General features: G+C 73.3%; 14 protein-coding genes. 3 read left to right on the top strand and 11 right to left on the bottom strand.

Annotation, left to right across the window (positions count from 1 at the left end):
• Positions 1–55: 55 nt before the first annotated feature.
• A complete protein-coding gene (topA, locus tag K4G59_RS00970) occupies positions 56–2,770 on the bottom strand; it encodes a type I DNA topoisomerase (protein WP_231248618.1) in 2,715 nt (904 codons plus the stop codon).
• Between the two features lie 225 nt (positions 2,771–2,995).
• Here topA and K4G59_RS00965 point away from each other — a divergent pair, with 225 nt between their 5' ends.
• Entirely contained in the window at positions 2,996–3,787 is a 792-nt protein-coding gene (locus K4G59_RS00965) for a hypothetical protein (RefSeq protein ID WP_231248617.1), read from the top strand.
• Here K4G59_RS00965 and K4G59_RS00960 read toward each other — a convergent pair.
• From K4G59_RS00960 to K4G59_RS00950, 3 genes are all read right to left on the bottom strand, one after another.
• Positions 3,771–5,267 carry a DUF7059 domain-containing protein gene (locus tag K4G59_RS00960; protein ID WP_231248616.1) on the bottom strand — a complete coding sequence of 499 codons (1,497 nt, stop codon included), beginning with the start codon at positions 5,265–5,267 and terminating at the stop codon, positions 3,771–3,773. The genes K4G59_RS00965 and K4G59_RS00960 overlap by 17 nt on opposite strands.
• 148 nt (positions 5,268–5,415) lie before the next feature.
• Positions 5,416–7,743, bottom strand: coding sequence for a sodium-translocating pyrophosphatase (locus K4G59_RS00955; RefSeq protein ID WP_231248615.1), 2,328 nt, complete (start codon positions 7,741–7,743; stop codon positions 5,416–5,418).
• A 168-nt stretch (positions 7,744–7,911) separates the two neighbouring features.
• The gene (locus tag K4G59_RS00950; RefSeq protein ID WP_231248614.1) at positions 7,912–8,244 is read right to left on the bottom strand and encodes an anti-sigma factor antagonist; all 333 of its coding nucleotides are present in this window, start codon (positions 8,242–8,244) and stop codon (positions 7,912–7,914) included.
• Positions 8,245–8,422: 178 nt separating this feature from the next.
• Between K4G59_RS00950 and sftH the strand changes: the two genes are divergently transcribed.
• Positions 8,423–10,765 (top strand): DEAD/DEAH box helicase, encoded by a 2,343-nt coding sequence (gene sftH / locus K4G59_RS00945; RefSeq protein WP_308189318.1) that lies wholly within the window; start codon positions 8,423–8,425, stop codon positions 10,763–10,765.
• A gap of 15 nt (positions 10,766–10,780) precedes the next feature.
• Positions 10,781–11,083 carry a hypothetical protein gene (locus K4G59_RS00940; protein ID WP_231248613.1) on the top strand — a complete coding sequence of 101 codons (303 nt, stop codon included), beginning with the start codon at positions 10,781–10,783 and terminating at the stop codon, positions 11,081–11,083.
• 5 nt (positions 11,084–11,088) lie between these two features.
• Here K4G59_RS00940 and K4G59_RS00935 read toward each other — a convergent pair whose 3' ends face one another.
• The 7 genes from K4G59_RS00935 to ssd form a co-directional block, all read right to left on the bottom strand.
• A complete protein-coding gene (locus tag K4G59_RS00935) occupies positions 11,089–11,436 on the bottom strand; it encodes an Rv3654c family TadE-like protein (RefSeq protein WP_231248612.1) in 348 nt (115 codons plus the stop codon).
• Entirely contained in the window at positions 11,433–11,795 is a 363-nt protein-coding gene (locus tag K4G59_RS00930; protein WP_231248611.1) for a TadE family protein, read from the bottom strand. The genes K4G59_RS00935 and K4G59_RS00930 overlap by 4 nt, the downstream gene beginning before the upstream one ends.
• Positions 11,795–11,968: a DUF4244 domain-containing protein gene (locus K4G59_RS00925; protein WP_231248610.1), complete on the bottom strand. Its 174-nt coding sequence runs from the start codon at positions 11,966–11,968 to the stop codon at positions 11,795–11,797. Before K4G59_RS00925 ends, K4G59_RS00930 begins: the two co-directional genes overlap by 1 nt.
• A 140-nt stretch (positions 11,969–12,108) precedes the next feature.
• On the bottom strand, positions 12,109–12,795 hold the full coding sequence (locus tag K4G59_RS00920) for a type II secretion system F family protein (protein WP_231248609.1): 687 nt from the start codon (positions 12,793–12,795) through the stop codon (positions 12,109–12,111).
• Positions 12,792–13,469 carry a type II secretion system F family protein gene (locus tag K4G59_RS00915; protein ID WP_231248608.1) on the bottom strand — a complete coding sequence of 226 codons (678 nt, stop codon included), beginning with the start codon at positions 13,467–13,469 and terminating at the stop codon, positions 12,792–12,794. Before K4G59_RS00915 ends, K4G59_RS00920 begins: the two co-directional genes overlap by 4 nt.
• The gene (locus K4G59_RS00910) at positions 13,466–14,641 is read right to left on the bottom strand and encodes a TadA family conjugal transfer-associated ATPase (RefSeq protein ID WP_231248607.1); all 1,176 of its coding nucleotides are present in this window, start codon (positions 14,639–14,641) and stop codon (positions 13,466–13,468) included. Before K4G59_RS00910 ends, K4G59_RS00915 begins: the two co-directional genes overlap by 4 nt.
• Positions 14,638–15,645 (bottom strand): septum site-determining protein Ssd, encoded by a 1,008-nt coding sequence (gene ssd / locus K4G59_RS00905; protein ID WP_231248606.1) that lies wholly within the window; start codon positions 15,643–15,645, stop codon positions 14,638–14,640. The genes K4G59_RS00910 and ssd overlap by 4 nt, the downstream gene beginning before the upstream one ends.
• Positions 15,646–15,682: the final 37 nt, after the last annotated feature.

Here is a 15,682-nt window from a genome sequence, read left to right as displayed (position 1 = left end):
GCGTGGCAGGCACGACTCGGAAGACCAATGTCCGCGCGTCTGCGGGAGGTCCGGGTCAGGACTTCTTCGCCGCAGCCTTCGTCGTCTTCTTGGCAGCAGTCTTCTTCGCAGCAGTCTTCTTCGCCGGCGTCTTCTTGGCGGCGGTCTTCTTGGCCGGTGCCTTCTTCGCGCCCTTCTTGGCCGCCTTCTTCGCCGGACCGCGCTCGCGACGCTCGGCGAGCAGCTCGGCCGCTCGCTCGAGGGTGAGCGACTCGACGGTGTCGTCCTTGCGGAGCGTGGCGTTGTACTCACCGTCGGTGACGTACTCGCCGAAGCGGCCCGCCTTCACGATCACCGGCTGCCCGGAGACCGGGTCGTTGCCGAGCTCCTTCAGCGGCGGGGTGGCCGCACCGCGACCGCGCTGCTTGGGCTGGGCGTAGATCGCCTTGGCCTGGTCGAGGGTGATGCCGAAGATCTGGTCCTCGGAGGTGAGGCTGCGCGAGTCGGTGCCCTTCTTGAGGTAGGGCCCGTAGCGACCGTTCTGAGCGGTGATCTCGGTGCCGTCCTCGTCGGTGCCGACGACGCGGGGCAGGTCGAGGAGCTTGACCGCCTCCTCGAGGGAGACCGTGTCGAGGGTCATCGACTTGAAGAGCGAGCCGGTGCGCGGCTTGGCGCTCTTCGGCGCGTCCTCGGGCAGCACCTCGGTGACGTAGGGGCCGAAGCGACCGTTCTTCGCCACGATCTGGAGCCCGGTCTCGGGGTGGTTGCCGACGACCTGCTCCTCGCCGGCCGGGTTGGCCAGCAGCTCCTTGGCCTTGGCCACGGTGAGCTCGTCGGGCGGGAGGTCGTCGGGGACGTTCGCACGCACCGGCGCGCCGGCCTCGCCCTCGCCCGGGCCCTCGACGTAGGGGCCGTAGCGACCCACGCGGAGGTCGATGCCCTCGCCGATCGGGAAGGTCGCCATCTCCTTGGCGTCGATCTCGCCGAGGTCGGTGACGAGCGTCTTGAGCCCGACCACCTCGCCGGCGCCGTAGTAGAACTCGCCGAGCTCGGTGGCGCGGTCCTTGCGACCGCCCGCGATCTCGTCGAGCACGTCCTCCATCGAGGCGGTGAACTCGTAGGACACCTGGCGCGGGAAGTGCTCCTCCAGCAGCCGGATCACCGAGAAGGCCAGCCACGCCGGCACCAGCGCGGTGCCCTTCTTGTAGACGTAGCCGCGGTTGAGGATGGTGCCGATGATCGAGGCGTACGTCGACGGACGGCCGATCTCACGGTCCTCGAGCTCCTTGATCAGCGTCGCCTCGGTGTAGCGCGACGGCGGCTTGGTCTCGTGGCCCTCGGGCGACAACGTGGCGGCCGAGACGGCGGCGCCCTTGGTGAGGTTGGGCAGGCGGGTCTCGGCGTCGTCCTTGCGCTTGGACGCGTCGTCGATGTCCTCGACGTAGGCCTTGAGGAAGCCGTGGAAGGTGATCGTGCGACCGCTGGAGCTGAAGACGACGTCGCGTCCGTCGGCCGCGGCGCCGCCGATGCGGATCGTCACCGAGTTGCCGACCGCGTCCTTCATCTGCGAGGCGACGGTGCGCATCCAGATCAGCTCGTAGAGACGGAACTGCTCGCCCGACAGCCCCGTCTGGGCGGGCGTGCGGAACGACTCGCCGGCCGGGCGGATCGCCTCGTGCGCCTCCTGGGCGTTCTTGACCTTGGACGCGTAGGTGCGCGGCGAGTCGGGGAGGTACTCGGCACCGTAGAGCTCGCGGACCTGGTCGCGAGCGGCACCGACGGCTGCTCCCGACAGCGTCGTGGAGTCCGTACGCATGTAGGTGATGAAGCCGTTCTCGTAGAGCCGCTGCGCGACCGACATCGTCACGCTCGCGCTCATGCCGAGCTTGCGGCTGGCCTCCTGCTGCAGCGTGGTGGTGCGGAAGGGGGCGTACGGCGAGCGGCGGTAGGGCTTGGACTCGACCGAGCGGACGTCGTACGACGTCTCGGTGAGGCCCGAGGCCAGCGCCTCGGCGTCGGCGCGGCTGAGGTGGACCCGCTCGGCCTTGCCCTTGAGCTCGCCGGTGTTGTCGAAGTCGGAGCCGCGGGCGACGCGGACGTCGTCGACGCTGTGGAGCTTGGCGGGGAACATCCGAGGGTCGTGACCGGTGCCGGCGTCGAAGGTGGCGTCGAGGTCCCAGTAGGACGCGACGCGGAACTTCATCCGCTCGCGCTCGCGGTCGACCACCAGGCGGGTCGCCACCGACTGCACGCGGCCGGCGGAGAGGCCGGACATGACCTTCTTCCACAGCACCGGGGAGACCTCGTAACCGTAGAGGCGGTCCAGGATGCGGCGCGCCTCCTGGGCCTCGACGAGGTCGTCGTTGATCTGGCGCGGGTTCTCGACCGCGGCGAGGATCGCGGGCTTGGTGATCTCGTGGAAGACCATCCGGTGGACCGGCAGGCCCTTCGGCGGCTTGAGCTCGTCGAGGAGGTGCCAGGCGATCGCCTCGCCCTCGCGGTCCTCATCGGTGGCGAGGTAGAGGGCGTCGGCCTCCTTCACCAGCTTCTTCAGCTTCGCGATGTGGCTCTTCTTGTCGCGGGGCACGACGTAGTAGGGCTCGAACCCGTTGTCGACGTCGACCGCGAGGCGGCCCCACGGCTTGTCCTTGATCTTGGCCGGGGTGTCCGCGGCGTTGTTGGGCAGGTCGCGGATGTGCCCGATCGAGGACTCGACGACGTAGTCCGCGCCCAGGTAGCCGCCGATGGTGCGGGCCTTGGCCGGGGACTCGACGATGACGAGCTTTGCCACTTCTGTTGCTCCCTCAGGTGTGCGCTGCGATGTTGCTCAGCGCCGCAACGGTAGCGCCACATCCGGACTTCGCCACTCCGGGCGAGCTCCGGCGACCCGTCCCGGGCCACTTTCGGACCCTCGGCCTGTGGATGACACCCCGTCCGGAGCGACCTGTGGACGAGGGTCCCTCGGTGTCGGAACCGGTGCTCACGGTGGACCCACGCCCACTACCCAGGAGGACCGATGTACGACCACCGCTACGACACGCTGCTCTGGCCCGAGCCCCGGGAGCGGCTCCACGAGGGCGGCCGGCTCAGCCACCTCGTCTTCGTCGACGGACGGCTCGTCGACGCGTGGAGCGAGCGTGTCGAGGACAGCACATACGCCGACGTGGCGCGACGCCACGACGAGGACCTGCGACCCCCGGTGGTCCAGGCCCCGCCGCCGCTGCCGCGACACGAGCAGGCGCTGCGCTGGCTGGACTGCGTGGCCGGCAGCCGCGAGGAGCTGCTGGCGATGACCGGCTCCCCCGTCGCGCTGCCGCGCCTGCGCGACCACCTCGACCCCGTCGCCGACGAGGCGTGGCTGGTCGCCGACGAGCTGCTGGGCGACCTGCGCGAGACGCTGCTGCCCGCCGACCTGGCCGCGCCGCTGAGGGAGTGCCTGCTCCTGGCCCGCGACCGGCTGCCCGAGCTCGCCGAGCGGATGACACCTGCGCGGCTCGCGGGAGGTGTCGCGTGGGTCGTCGGCAAGGCCAACGCGGCCATCGGACCGGAGGGGCCGATCACCCAGGTCCGGGTCGCCGACCTGCTCGGCACGTCCTCGCTCAACGCGTGCGGCAACCAGGTCCTCGGGCACGTGCGGCGCCTCGGCTGGGACAGTGCGCGGCCGTGGTCGTGCGGCGCCCCGGCGCTGCTGGCGGTCGGGCGGGTCGAGCTGCTCGCGGCATCCGTGCGCCGCGACCTCGTCGAGCTGCGCGACACCTCGCTGGCCGAGCAGGCGCGCGACGACGCAGCGCTCACGCCGGTCCGATGACCTCCAGGAAGCCCTCGCTCACGAGCTCGCGCACGACGGGGAGGTAGGTGCTCTGCAGCTGGTCGGCGTCGGTGTCGGTGAGCTGGGCGAGCGCCCCGAGGAGTTGGCCCACGCCCAGGTCGCCGTCGCACGCGCCGAGGAAGGCGGCCTCGACGGTGTCGGCGGTGCGAGCACGGCGGAAGCCACGCTGCTGGCGCAGCACGATCGCCTCGGGGTCCTCCGCTCCGGGACGGCCGACCGCCTCCTGCTGGACGTCCTCGCGGGCACGCAGGGAGGTGCCCATCAGCGCGTCGTCGGTGAGGCCGCGCAGGTCCTCCACGGCCGTGCCCCAGTCGTGGATCGCCGCACCGATGGGCTGCTCGACGTCGTAGGGCCACTCGAGGAGCTCGTGGCGAGCGGCGGTCCCGGCTCCGAGGCGCACGTTGATCCAGCCGAAACCGATGCCTTCGATGCCGCTCTCCTCCAGCCACGACAGCCAGGTGTCGTAGCGACGGGCGTAGTCCGGCCCGCCGTGGTGGCCGCTGTCCTTGAGCCACAGCTCGACGTAGGACGCCGGGTCGAGGGTCTCGCGCTGCACCACGAGCGCGTCACAGTCGGCGCGCAGCCAGGAGCCCAGGCGCTCGTCCCAGGGGCGGCCGTCGACGATCGACCAGTTGGCCAGGACCTGCAGCCAGCCTCCCTCCGCGAGGTGGTCGGGGCCCGTGCGCACGATGTGCTCGACGACGCGGTCGCCGGGCAGGCCGGAGTCGCGGTAGACCAGCCGCTCGCCGGTCGCCGGGGAGATCACGAAGGGCGGGTTCGTGGCGATCAGGTCGAAGCGTTCGCCGGCGACGGGCTCGAAGAAGGACCCGTCGCGCACGTCGACGGAGACGTCGTTCAGCGCGGCGTTGAAGCGGGTCATCCACAGCGCACGGGCGTTGACGTCGGTCGCGACGACGTGGTTCGCGTGCGCGGCGAGGTGGAGCGCCTGGACGCCGCAGCCGGTGCCGAGGTCGAGGGCGCGACCGACGGGCTCGCGCATGGTGAGCTGGGCCAGGCTCGTCGAGGCGCTGGAGATGCCGAGCACGTGGTCGGCGCCGACAGCGACCGGGGCGCCGTCGAGCCCAGGGGTCAGGTCGGAGACCACCCAGAGGTCGCGGTCCTCCTCCACCTCGGAGGTCGCGTAGGGCCGACAGTCCATCCGTGCCGCGACCTCGCCGACGCTCTGCTGGAGGAGCCCGGCGTTGCAGAGCCGGTCGACGAGGCCGGGAAGCGTCCGCTCGGCATCGGCGCGGTCGACCGGGGACTGCAGCAGGAAGAGCCGCACCAGCGTGTCGAGCGCCGAGCCGGACGACGTACGCCGCAGCGCGGGGAGGGTCTCGTTGCGCCCGAGCGCGCGGTGCGCGTCCTCGCCGATCGCCTCGGCGACCCGGTCGTAGGTGAAGTCGGCGGCGAGCAGCGCCTCACGGAGCGGCGCAGCGAGGTCCAGGTCGTCGGGCATGGCGCCAGCCTCCCAGACCGCCGCGGCCCGATCGCCTTCCGCTCCGGGGCTTCCGTATCAAGACTGGAGCCTCACCCCCGAAGTTTCGGGGGTGAGGCTCCAGTTTCCCCGGGTACCCGGGGATCGCGACCGAGGGGCCGCGGCCGCGTCAGGCGTGGTCGGGGTGCGGGGTGAACGACGACGAGCCGGCGTTGTCGCCGTCGTCGGAGATCACCACCTCGCGCCGCTTGGACACGACCACCGCGCCCGCGATGAACGCGACCGCGACCAGCGCGATCACGATGCGGAGCGCGTCGTTCTGGTCGTCGCCGACGCTCAGGGAGACGACCGCGCTCGCGATGAGCAGCGAGACGAGGTTCATCACCTTGATCAGCGGGTTGATGGCCGGGCCGGCGGTGTCCTTGAACGGGTCACCGACGGTGTCACCGATGATCGTCGCCTCGTGGGCGGCCGAGCCCTTGCCACCGTGGTGGCCGTCCTCGACCAGCTTCTTGGCGTTGTCCCACGCACCACCGGCGTTGGCCAGGAAAACAGCCATCAGGGTGCCGGTGCCGATGGCCCCGGCGAGGAAGCCGGCCAGGGCGGTCGCACCGAGGCCGAAGCCCACGGCGATCGGCGCCAGGACGGCCAGGATGCCGGGCGTCACGAGCTCGCGCAGCGAGTCCTTGGTGACGATGTCGACGACCTTGCCGTACTCCGGACGACCGGTGCCCTCCATGATGCCGGGGATCTCGCGGAACTGGCGGCGGACCTCCATCACGACCGCGCCGGCAGCGCGGGCGACCGCGTTGATGGCGAGGCCGGAGAAGAGGAACACCACGGCCGCACCCAGCAGCACGCCGACGATGACCGCCGGGTTGAAGACGCTGAAGTCCAGCAGGTAGGCCTCGTCGAGGCCGACGTTGGCCTCGGCCAGCGACTCGAACACCGACGTGGCGTACGAGCCGAACAGCGCGGTCGCGGCGAGCACGGCCGTCGCGATCGCGATGCCCTTGGTGATGGCCTTGGTGGTGTTGCCGACCGCGTCGAGCTCGGTGAGGATCTGCGCGCCGGCGGGGCTGACGTCGCCCGACATCTCGGCGATGCCCTGGGCGTTGTCGGAGACCGGGCCGAAGGTGTCCATCGCGACGATGACGCCGACGGTGGTCAGCAGGCCGCAGCCGGCCAGGGCCACGGCGAACAGCGACACCGTGAGCGCCGCGCCTCCGAGGAGGTAGGCACCGAAGACCGCGGCACCGATGACGAGGGTCGTGTAGACCGCCGACTCGAAACCGACCGACAGCCCGGACAGGATGACGGTGGCAGGACCGGTGATCGAGGTCTTGCCGACGTCCTTGACCGGGCGGTACTCGGTGCCGGTGTAGTAGCCGGTGAGGGCCAGGATGCCGGCCGACATCACGATGCCGATGACCACTGCGGAGGCGGCGATGAAGCGGGGGTCACCGTCGGCGCTCGTGAGGTCGGCGGCGATGTTCGTGAACTCCGAGAAGCTGCTCGGCAGGTAGAGGTAGGACAGCACGACGCTCGCCACCGCGGCGATGCCCGAGGAGATGTAGAACGACTTGTTGATCGTCGTCAGCCCGTTCTCGTCAGCCTTGGGCTTCGTCAGGTAGACGCCCGCGACCGCGGTGAGGGCACCGATGGCAGGGATCAGCAGCGGGAACACCAGGCCCTTGTCTCCGAAGGCCTGCGAGCCGAGGATCAGCGCGGCGACCAGCGTGACGGCGTACGACTCGAAGAGGTCGGCGGCCATGCCGGCGCAGTCGCCGACGTTGTCGCCCACGTTGTCGGCGATGGTCGCGGCGTTGCGCGGGTCGTCCTCGGGGATGCCCTGCTCGACCTTGCCGACCAGGTCGGCGCCGACGTCGGCGGCCTTGGTGAAGATGCCGCCACCGACGCGCATGAACATGGCGAGCAGCGCCGCGCCGAAGCCGAAGCCCTCGAGCACCTCGGGCGCCGAGGCCTGGAAGAACAGCACGACGAGGCTGGCGCCCAGCAGGCCGAGGCCCACGGTGAGCATGCCGACCATCGCCCCGGTGCGCAGGCCGATCGTCATCGCCGGCTCGCGGCCGGTGGACTCGGCGGCTGCCGCGACGCGCAGGTTGGCGCGGACCGCGAGGTTCATCCCGAGATAGCCCACGGCTGCCGAGAAGCCTGCGCCGACGATGAAGAACACCGATCGGAAGATCCGCACGGTCATGTCGTCGGCCGGCAGCACGAGCAGCGCGAAGAACGCGATCGCCGCGAAGATGGCAAGGGTCCGGAACTGCCGGGTCAGGTAGGCGTTGGCGCCTTCCTGCACGGCCTGGGCGATGGTCTTCATGCTGTCGGTGCCTTCGCCGGCGGCCAACACCTGCGACCTGAACATCGCGGCCATCCCGAGCGCGCCGAGCGCGATCAGGGCGACGACGACGACCAGGACCAGGTTGGTGCCTTCGAGCTCCGGCTTCACGAGCGCGGGCAGGATCCCCGTCATGCGCGTCCTCCTAGGACTGATACGTCAACCTCGAACGCGCCGGAGTCTACGCAGACGTGACCCAGATCACGTGGCGGCGTGACCTACGCCACACTGCGCAACTGGACCGGAGCACGACAAACCCCTCCGAACCTGCTTGGAGGGGGAGGTGCAAGCGCAGGGGCGGCGTCAGGCGCCGGACGCGCCGACGGCGTCGTGGATGACGAAGACCTTCGCCAGGCCGGTGATGCGGAAAATCTTGAGCAGGCGCTCCTGGGTGCAGACCAGGTCGAGCGAGCCGTCGTGGGCGCGGACCTTCTTCAGCCCCCCGACGAGCACGCCGAGGCCGGTGGAGTCGAGGAACTCGACGGCCTCGAGGTCGATGACGATGTCGTAGGTGCCGGCGCCGACGAGGTCGGTGATGCAGTCGCGCAGCTTGGGTGCGGTGTAGACGTCGATCTCCCCGCCGACGGCCACGACGGCGCGGCCGTCCACCTCGCGCGTAGCAAGGGTGAGATCCACGACTGCTCCCCGGTCCCCGAACTCGTTCGGACAGTGCGCCTGCGGGCACGCGAGTGCCCCTTTTTCTTTCCGGGTCGTATCAAACCACGAGTCACAAGGGTTGCGCAGGACTCCCCTGCACTTGGGGACGGGCCACACTCCACCGCTCACCGTCCCAGGCGTTTGCCAGACTGCGTGGGTGAGCCAGTCCCCACTCCGCGCGCTGCCCCCGGTCGACGAGCTCGTCCGACGGCTCACGGGGGTGCCGGGTCGCGAGGAACGGCTTCAGCACCTCGAGGTGCTGCCCGCCCGGGAAGCGGTCCACGAGGACTGGCCGGACTGGGTGCCCGACGACGTACGCGGTGCGTTCGCCGCCCAGGGCGTGGCCCGTCCGTGGCGCCACCAGGTCGTCGCCGCCGACGCCGCCCACGCCGGCGACCACGTCATCGTCGCCACCGGAACCGCGTCCGGGAAGTCGCTGGCCTACCAGGTGCCGGCGCTCTCCGCGATCCGCGCGGCCCGTGGTCCCCGCGGCGAGCGGGGCGCCTCGGTGCTCTACCTCGCGCCGACGAAGGCGCTGGCGCACGACCAGCTCGCGGGCCTGGAGTCGCTGCGCCTCGACGTACGCCTCTCCGCGCACGACGGCGACAGCTCGCGCGAGGAGCGGGACTGGACCCGCGACCACGCCGAGTACGTCCTGACGAACCCCGACATGCTGCACCGGTCGTTGCTGCCCTCGCACCACCGCTGGGCGCGGCTGCTCGGGTCGGTGACGTACGTCGTGGTCGACGAGTGCCACCACTACCGCGGGGTCTTCGGCGCGCACGTCTCGCACGTGCTGCGGCGGTTGCGACGGGTGTGCGCGATGTACGGCGCGCACCCGACCTTCGTGCTCGCCTCGGCCACCGTCGCGCAACCGGAGGTGACCGCGGCGCGGCTGACCGGGCTCGACGTCGTCGCGTTGACCCGTGACGACTCACCGCGCGGCACGGTGTCGCTGCTGCTGTGGGAGCCGCCCTTCACCTCGCACGCCGGTGAGAACGGCGCCCCGGTGCGGCGCGCCGCGTCGTCCGAGGTCGCCGACCTCCTGGCGGACCTGGTCGCCGAGGACGTGCGCACCCTGGCCTTCATCCGATCGCGCCGCGGCGCCGAGCAGGTGGCACTGACGGCGGCCGGGCTGCTCGCCGAGGTCGACCCGTCGCTGCCGGGACGGGTCGCGGCCTACCGCGGCGGCTACCTCCCCGAGGAGCGTCGGGCACTGGAGTCGGCGCTGAGGCGCGGCGACCTCGTCGGGCTCGCCGCCACCAACGCCCTCGAGCTCGGCATCGACATCAGCGGCCTCGACGCCGTCCTGATCGCCGGCTTCCCCGGCACCCGCGCTGCCTTCTGGCAGCAGGTCGGGCGCGCCGGCCGCGGTGCGCAGGACGCGCTCGGCGTGCTGGTGGCCAAGGACGACCCGCTCGACACCTACCTCGTCACCCACCCCGAGATGCTGATCGGGGCGCCGGTGGAGGCGTCGGTCTTCGACCCGTCGAACCCGCACGTCATGGGCCCGCACCTGTGCGCGGCGGCGCAGGAGGCGCCCCTCACCGAGGTGGACCTGCCGCTCTTCGGGCCGACGGCGCGCGAGGTCCTGGACCAGCTCGTCGGGCTCGGGCTCCTGCGGCGGCGCCCGCGCGGGTGGTTCTGGACCGACTCCGGCCGCGCGGCCGACCTCGCCGACATCCGCTCGGCGGGCGGCTCGCCGGTGCAGCTCATCGAGGCCGGCACCGGCCGCGTGGTCGGCACGGTCGACGCCGGCGGCGCGCACAACCAGGCGCACCCGGGCGCCGTCTACGTCCACCAGGGCGAGACCTGGCTGGTCGAGGAGCTCGATCTCGAGCACCACGTGGCGACGATGCGCCGCGACGAGCCGGCGTACAGCACCACGGCGCGCGAGACCACCGACATCAGCATCGTGGCCACCCACGAGCGCCGGTCGTGGGGTGGCTGCGAGCTCGCGCTCGGCGAGGTCGACGTGTCGCACCGGGTCGTGTCCTTCCTCAAGCGCCGCCAGCCCGGCGGGGAGGTGCTCGCCGAGGAGCCGCTCGACCTGCCCGAGCGGACCCTGCGCACGAGCGCGGTCTGGTGGACGGTCCCCGACGACGTGGTCACCGAGTCGGGTGTCCCGCTGCTCGACGTGCCGGGCGCGGCGCACGCCGCCGAGCACTGCTCGATCGGCCTCCTGCCCCTCTTCGCCACGTGCGACCGCTGGGACATCGGAGGGGTCTCGACCGCGCGTCACGCCGACACGGGCCTGCTCACCGTCTTCGTGTACGACGGCCACCCGGGCGGCGCCGGTTTCGCCGAGCGGGGCTTCCGGACGGCGCTCGCGTGGCTCTCAGCCACCCGCGAGGCGATCGCGAGCTGCGAGTGCGCGAGCGGGTGCCCGTCGTGCATCCAGTCGCCGAAGTGCGGCAACCAGAACAATCCCCTCGACAAGCCCGGCGCCATCGCCCTGCTCGATGCCCTCCTCGCGGGTGCGCCCCACGAGGAGGAATGACGCTAGATTCGCGGCATGGTGATCCTCGGTCTGGGCCTGCTGATCCTCGGCGGCATCGCGATCATCTCTGCCGTCTTCGTCAGCGAGCCCGGGTCGGATGGTGAGCTGCTGGGCTTCGACGTCACCACGCTCGAGTCGTTCTTCGTCGGCGTCGCCGCGGGCGCGGCCATCCTGTGGGGCTTCTCGATCCTCAAGTGGGGCACCCGCCGCAGCCTCGCGCACCGCAAGGAGCGCAAGGAGCTGACCAAGCTCAACGAGAAGCTCGAGCGCGCCGAGGCCGAGCGCCGCGACGACGGCCCCGAGCGCGACACCGTCTGAGGGGCCTACCCCGGACCGGCCCGGGCCTCCGCGCTGACCCGCACGTCGCGCCACGGCACCCGTGGTCCGGGAACGGAGACCGCGACCGTGACCTCACGCCCCACCACCTGGCACCGGTCGAGGGAGGCCGCGTTGGCTGCGGCGACCCGGGCGGCTGCGGCGCACGCCGTCGCCGGGTGGTCGGCCCCGCCCAGGGCGGCCAGGTCGGCGGCCGCCTGTGCCTGCCGTTGCGCGGTCACCAGACCTCCCGCGGCGGCGAGCCCGGTCGCGACGAACATCAGCACCGCCGCCATCGCCACCACGAGGACCGTCGCGGCGCCGGTGTCGCGGCGCGACCATCCGGTCGCCCTCACGACGCCTCCGCCAGCGCCACCGCGTCGGCCGACACCGTGACGCCCGGCAGTGCGCTGAGCAGCCCTCCCGGGCCTGCCACCCGGACGCTCGTGGTGACCTCGACCTGGCCGGCACCCTCCTCCACGCTCACCCGGGCCCCGTTGGGGGCGATGCGGAGCGCCACCGCCCGCGCCGAGGAGGCGTCGTCACCCCGCGCCACGGCGCGCGCCGCCTCCCGCGAGGCGTCGATCACCCGCACCTGGGCCGCGCCGAGGGCCAGCATCCACACCAGCCCGGCGGTCAGCGCGACGAGCAGCGGAATGCCGAGGGCGAGCTCGGCGGTGGCCGACCCTCTCTCGCACCGAGCCCGCCTCCCCATCAGCCGATGCCCAGCAGGCCCATGACGTGGTCGAAGAGCCGCTCGAGCAGCTGGTCGCCGAAGCGACCGGTCAGCAGCGTGTAGAGCAGTCCCGCGAAACCGGCCCCGGCAGCCGTTCCCACGGCGTACTCCGCCGTGGTGATGCCGGACTCGTCGTGGCGTCGGATCTTCATCGCTTCCCCTGTCGTCCCGGGGCTCCCGATGAGCCCCGCTGCCTCCACCCTCGGGCGCCCGAGCGGACCCGCGCACCCGTCCGGTCCCGGGCCTGTGGATCGCGACGTCCCGGGGCGGCATGTGGACGGAAGACGGCCCGTCACGGGGCCACCGTGGCGAAGAGCGAGGCGACGGTCGGCACCACGCCGAGCAGCAGGAAGGCCGGCAGCAGGCACACCCCCAGCGGGACCGCGGCCGACACCCCGACCTTGCGGGCGGCGTCCTCGGCGCGGGCCAGCGACTCGCGCTCGAGCTCGTCGGCCAGTCGCTCGACGGCCTGCACGACCGAGGCGCCGGAGGCCTGGGAGCGCACCATCGTGCGGGCCAGCGGCGCGAGCGCGGGGTCGCGGGCGAGGGTGTCCCAGGCGTCGGCGGCCGACGCGCCCCACCGCGAGCGCTCGACGACGGGCGCCAGGCGCTCGGCCGTAGGACCGGGCATCGCCATGCAGACCCGGGCCAGCCCGGAGACGGGTTCGGCGCCCGCGCGCAGCGTGGAGGCGAAGAGGGCGACGAGGTGCGGCAGCGAGTGCTCCACCTCCTCGCGCTCCCGGCGCGAGGCCGACGACTCGGCCCGGGCCAGCACGTGCCGGGCACCGAAGGCGGCGACGACCGCGGCCACCACCCCGGCGACACCACCGACGACGAGCCAGGCAGCGAGCGCGACGCCGACCACGGCGACAGGGCGCACGCCGGGCCGGGCGACGGTGCGCTGCCGGGGAGGCGCCACCGACGGGGGCAGCCAGCACAGGGTGGCCGCAGCCGCGGCGAGGACGGTCACCCACGTCATGGCGCGGCTGTCCGGTCCGCCAGCCTCTCGATCCACCACAACCCCAGCCCCAGCAGGGCGAGACCCAGCACGAGGCAGCCGATCCCGACGGGGGTCGCCAGCAGGAAGGCCCAGGGGTCCGATCCCGCACCCGAACCCATCAGCAGGACCGCGAGCGGCAGGCACGCGACGAGGCGGGCCGTGGCGCGCGCCGAGGCCAGCTCCGAGTCGATGAGGCGGCGCGTGCGCCGGTGGGCGCGGAGGCCACGAGCGGTGCGCTCGAGGGCGGCCGCGAGGCCGTGCCCCGAGTCGTGCGCGACCTGCCAAGCGCCCGCGACCCACCGGAGGTCGATGGCGCCGCGGCGCTCGAGGGCCAGGCGCCGCATGGCGTCGGGGACGTCCGCGCCGAGGCGGGCGGCCTCCACCGCGACGTCGAGCGGTGGCCACCGCTGCGCCGCCGAGGCCAGTGCGACCCCGGCCGGTCGGCCGGCTGCCAGCTCGGCAGCCAGGAGGTCGCACACCTCGAGCACCGCCGCCTGCGCGGCGGCGGTCTCGCGACGGTTCGCCCACCACCCCGCGGGGCGCGTCCGAGGCTCGCCAGGACTCGCCGGCTCCCGGACGGCCCCCGCCCCTCCCGCCGGGACCCACGCCGCCACCGCGGCCGCGGCGAGGATCGCCACCAGCCACGCGCTCACGCGACGACCGACCCGAGCCGAGCGGCCAGGCTGGAGGCAGCCGGCCCGCGCACCACGCGGTCGGCCTCGAAGGTCACCGCGGTGCGCAGCACCACCAGCCCTGACGCGTCGCGCTCGGGCACCCCGAGTTCGAGGACCCGGCGCCGACCGTCACGTCCGCGACCGAGGTGGATCACCACGTCCAGCGCGGCGGCGAGCTGGCTGTGCGCCGCCTCCCGCGGCAGCCCGGCGGCCAACGACAGGGCCTCGATCCGGGCGGGCACGTCGGCTGCGGAGTTGGCGTGGAGGGTGCCGCAGCCGCCGCCGTGGCCGGTGTTGAGGGCGGCGAGCAGGTCGACCACCTCGGCCCCGCGCACCTCCCCGACCACCAGCCGGTCGGGTCGCATCCGCAGCGCCTGGCGCACGAGCGTCTGGAGGGTGATCTCGCCGGCGCCCTCGATGTTGGGTGGCCGACTCTCCATCGCGACCACGTGCGGGTGCTCGGGTCGCAGCTCGCTGGCGTCCTCGACCAGCACGATGCGCTCGCCGGTGTCGACGAGGGACAGCAGGGCCGACAGCACCGAGGTCTTGCCGGTCCCGGTCCCGCCGGTCACGAGGAAGGCGCAGCGGGAGTCGACCACCTCCTCGAGCAGGAAGGCACCGTCCGGCGGCACCGCTCCCGCCGCGACGAGCTCGGGCAGCGTCCAGACCCGGCCGCGCGGCACCCGCAGCGACACGACCGTGCCCGAGCGGGCGACCGGGGACAGCACGGCGTGGAAGCGGGTGCCGTCAGGGAGGCGTACGTCGGCGTGCGGAGTGGCGTCGTCGAGGCGCCGACCGGCCGAGGCCGCGAGGCGCTGGGCGAGCCGGCGGACGGCGGCGTCGTCGGGGAAGGACACCGTGGCCCGCTCGAGACCCGCACCGCGGTCGATCCACACGTCGTCGGGCCCGTTGACCAGCACGTCGGTCACGTCGGGGAGTCGCAGCAGCTCCTCGAGCGGCCCTGCGCCGAGCACGTCGCGGCGGAGCAGGTCGTGCACGGCGAGCACGGTCGCGTCCCCCACGGGCGATCCCGACGCCCGCAGTGCCTCGGCCACCCGGTGGGGCGTCAGGTCGCCGACGGAGCCGGCCAGCCGACGGCGTACGTCGTCGAGGACGGCGGTGGGCACCGCCGGCACCGTGGGGGCGTTCATGCCGCCTCCAGGAGGCTGCGCGCGGCCCGCGCGAGCGGTCCCCGACCGGTCAACGGGCCGAGGCCGCGATCGACCGCGGCGGACAGGCCGCGCTGGTCGGCGACGGACGCCACCACGGGCAGCCCGGTCACCCGCTCCGCATCCGCGTCGCCGAGCGCTCCGGGGCGCACCACCAGTCCTGCATCCGCCTCGCGGCCCAGCGTCGCGACGAGCCGAGCGGTCGCGGCGAGGGCCGGCACCGTGGTGGGCGTGACCACGAGCAGGTCGTCGCACCGCTCGACGAGCTCGCCCAGGCACGGGTCCTGCCGGGCGAGGTCGAGCACGACCAGGTCGTGGCCGCGCGCCGCCGACGGGAGGATCCGGCGCGCGGTCGGCACGTCGAGCCGCCGCTGCAGGCCCGACCAGGTCAGCACGCCGAGGTGGTCGCGGCGCGGGACCCCCTCCCGCAGCGCCCGCGCACCGAGGCGTCCGGCCGTGTCGGCCAGCCCCTCCCACCGCACGCCGGGGCGCTCCTCCATCCCGAGCAACCGGTCCACCCCCGCACCGAGCGGGTCGGCGTCGACGAGCAGCGTCGGTGCGCGCAGGGCGTGCCACTGGGCGAGCGCGCAGGCGAGCGTCGTCGCCCCGGCCCCGCCCGCTCCGCCCACCACGCCCACGGTGCGGCCCGGGGAGGCGCGCTCGCCCACGTCGGCCAGCGCCTCCACCAGCCACGGAGCCGCGTCCGGCAGGTCGACCACGGACGTCGCCCCGATCGCCACCGCGGCCCGGAAGACGGTGTCGGCCGGCGACAGGCCGACCACGTGCACGTCGGGCCGTCGCGGCGGGGCGAGCGCCACGACCTGCTCGGCGAGGTCGACCCCGACCAGCACCAGCTCGGCGCGGCTCCAGGTCGCCAGGCAGAGGGCGGGGTCGCCGCCCACCTCCACCTCGACGCCCGCCGCCGCGCAGAGCGGGACGACGGCGTCGTGGACGGGACCGGAGCGGGTGAGGAGGAGGACGGGCATGGGGGCGAGCCTGCGCCGGGCCACCGACGCCGGCCAG

This window comes from Nocardioides furvisabuli (assembly GCF_021083185.1).
GTDB lineage: Bacteria > Actinomycetota > Actinomycetes > Propionibacteriales > Nocardioidaceae > Nocardioides > Nocardioides furvisabuli.
This window is presented reverse-complemented; position numbering and strand designations above follow the sequence as displayed.